This window comes from Moorena sp. SIO3E8, from assembly GCF_010692445.1.
GTDB classification, from domain to species: domain Bacteria; phylum Cyanobacteriota; class Cyanobacteriia; order Cyanobacteriales; family Coleofasciculaceae; genus Moorena; species Moorena bouillonii.
In genome coordinates this window covers 1-2893 of record NZ_JAAHHM010000294.1, presented here as the reverse complement: position 1 = coordinate 2893, position 2893 = coordinate 1, and the positions used below count along the sequence as shown (strand labels likewise).

The window sequence follows — 2893 nt, the reverse complement described above, 5'->3', positions numbered from 1 at the left end:
CAGAACTGATTGGGGCAGCAGTTCCAGAGCTTCAAAGCTATTTGGGATAGCTGGCGGTTTGATTTCCATGGTTCTACACTACTACTCATCCTTCCCTTTTTGTCAACCCCATCACCTGAATGCTTACGCGACCCTATCTTACGGTAACTTGGCCGTAGGCCACGCTTTGCGAACAATGGACGGCTTTTTTTTTAATTTCATTCCGAAAATTTTCGCGCTCGTGTTATAGAATAAAATAGAAGCGTAAGGTCGATACAAATGATTATTCTAGAGTTCAAAGCCTACGGCAAACGAGACCAGTATTTAGCCATAGATCAAGCGATCAGAACAGTAAAGTTTATCCGTAATAGCTGCATCCGTTATTGGATGGACAACAAAGGGGTAAACAAGTACGACCTGAGTAAATACAGCAAAATTATAGCTAAAGAGTTTCCGTTTGCTAATGAGTTGAACTCTACTGCTCGTCAGGCTAGTTCCGAAAGGGCATGGTTAGAAGTTACCCTAAGAAGAGTGGTTAGAAGTTACCGTAAGAATAAAGAAGCCTTTATAGGCGACAGTCTGTGAATCATAAGTTTAAGTTATATGAAATAAGGCTTCTTTATTCTAAGGTTTCATCTCCGGCCTTATTTCATGAGTTTTAACCATGCATCTGCATAGCCTATCGCCTATAAAGGCGACCCTCTGATCAGGTGTCATCTCCGGTCATCAATCGCTCGCTTCTTTGATAACTGTAAGAAGAAAGTCCCCGGGAAGAAGGGTTATCCCCGATTTCAAAAGCACTGTCGTTCGGTTGAGTATAAACAGTCTGGGTGGAAATTATCACCAGATAAAAAGTCAATTATGTTCAGTGATAAAAAAGGGATTGGGAAGCTCAAACTCAAGGGCAAATGGGAGGTCAAATGGGATTTGTGGCGTTTTGACAATAAACAAATCAAGAGGGTCAGGATAGTCCGTCGGGCTGAGGCTTAGATGTTGGGTTAAAAGATTTCTACACCGACTCAGACGGAAAAACTGAACCTAATCTCAGATTTTCTAGAAAAGGTGAAAAACGTCTAAAGTTTTATCAACGCCGGGTTTATCGGAAAAATAAAGGCTCTGCTAACCGTAAGAAAGCTATTAATAAACTAGGTAGGACACACCTCACAATAAGTAGGCAACGTGTTGGCGTTGGCGTTGGCGTTGGCGTTGGCGTTGCCTGCGCTTCGCGCATAGCCTGCGCTTCGCGCATAGCCTGCGCTTCGCGCATAGAACATGCCAAGAGACTGGGAACGAAGTTACCGCAAGATAGTGGAGCCTTGTCTTGATGCAGTCGCTCATGGGGGAAACCCCCAAGACCGCGCTGCATCGCTATTACAAAAGATTTAATCCTTTTATGCAAAGCCGAACACCCATAAAGGCGACCCTATCTAAGGTTTCGTCTTCGGCACGTTGCGTAGTCCGGTCTAACGACCTGGCAGCCTAGGTCGACTTGAGGGTCAAGAATATGGTCAAAAATCATTGTCTCGCCAAGTCTATTAATGATGGAGGTTGGTATCAGTTCAGGAAATGGATAGAACACTTTGGTACTAAATTTGGCAGGATAACTGTTGCAGTAAGTCCTGCCTATACAAGCCAAAACTGCTCTAATTGCGGCGAAACAGTTAAGAAGTCTCTATCAACTAGAACTCACTTCTGCAAGTGTGGTTGTCAGTTAGATAGAGACGTGCGATTCGTTGGTTATAAACCCTAATTAATAGGGGGGATTAACCGCTAGGAAAGAACCTAGACAACTTGATAACCATGGTGGTGAGAATCCATCCCGGAGACAAAACCTTAGAATAGTGCAGCCTTAGTACAAAACCTTACTCCTATGATGCCTAACCTGCTGACCATAAAGGCTGCACTATTCTTTCGGTAATTTCTGACCCTCGCGAAATCCGAGTGACAGCCCTACCCTGATTCATAGAACTAACAAATCTATGAATTAATGCAAGGGTCGAACAGTGAAGCACCCTTAACCTGACCGGTGTTAGTAACAGGCAAAAGACTCATGGGTACGAAAGGAAGGTATGTTTGAATCATCGTAAGGCAAGTGTAGCGAAATAAGGTTTGACACGCTACAGACAAATAGACAAAGGAATAAGGATTATGAAATTAGTTCGTTTCATAATGATTTCCCATATTTATTCCCGGTGAACAATACCACCCTAAAAGTCTAGAAAATGGTTATCAGGAACGGAGTAACCTCATATGTACTCTCAGTAAGGTCGATTACTGAGTAGGTAGTTAGCCGTATGTCATATGAGAGTGAGATAGAGCTGGTTGACTGACTTTAGTTGAGCGCGATTTCACGAACCCCTTACCAGGCAGGGGCCAATGGGCATTGACATCTGGTTAGGGGAGCCAGCATTCTCAGGAGAGAAACCACTCACATCCCAAAAATGCTGTGAAAATAAACTCCCGCCTCTACAATGCCTTGAAGACCTCGATTGGTCAACCCTCTGACTGGGCGCATCTGAGTCATCTGACCACCTGTTTATGGATGGTGGTTGGTCTACTCCAGATAGGAGACGCGCGCCTTAGAATAGTGGAGCCTTTATAGGGAACTGGCTATGAGAAAAAGGGTTAAAACTTATTAAATAAGGCTCCACTATTCTTACGGTAACTTCCTGGGAAGTTAATTTGACCCGTTGGATTCCCCACATACCCTGTCTTTGAAGTTACCGTAAGATAGTTGAGCCTTTATAGTTAGTAGGTTATGCGTAAAAGGTTCAAGTCTTTTGTAATAACTCCCGGTTCGCCTATTTTAAATCGAGTTAGAAAAAGCTGAAGGATTGAATCAGAGGTCTCGAGTATGGTACAAATGCACTGAGCAGACGGGCTGGGATTTTCCGGCGTCGGAACTGCACAAAGG

General features: G+C 43.8%; 1 protein-coding gene and 4 pseudogenes. 4 read left to right on the top strand and 1 reads right to left on the bottom strand.

Features of this window, described 5'->3' with window-relative positions:
• The 4 genes and pseudogenes from F6K46_RS39140 to F6K46_RS39125 all read left to right on the top strand — a co-directional run.
• Positions 1-229 (top strand): hypothetical protein (locus F6K46_RS39140; RefSeq protein WP_293068646.1); only part of this gene is annotated, 229 nt, incomplete at its 5' end.
• A gap of 29 nt (positions 230-258) precedes the next feature.
• Positions 259-489, top strand: a pseudogene (locus tag F6K46_RS39135) (RNA-guided endonuclease TnpB family protein); the annotation flags it as partial.
• Between the two features lie 213 nt (positions 490-702).
• Positions 703-1160, top strand: a pseudogene (locus tag F6K46_RS39130) (transposase); the annotation flags it as partial.
• Between the two features lie 263 nt (positions 1161-1423).
• Positions 1424-1702, top strand: a pseudogene (locus F6K46_RS39125) (transposase); the annotation flags it as partial.
• A 110-nt stretch (positions 1703-1812) separates the two neighbouring features.
• Here F6K46_RS39125 and F6K46_RS39120 read toward each other — a convergent pair.
• Positions 1813-1905, bottom strand: a pseudogene (locus F6K46_RS39120) (RNA-guided endonuclease TnpB family protein); the annotation flags it as partial.
• Positions 1906-2893 lie beyond the last annotated feature (988 nt).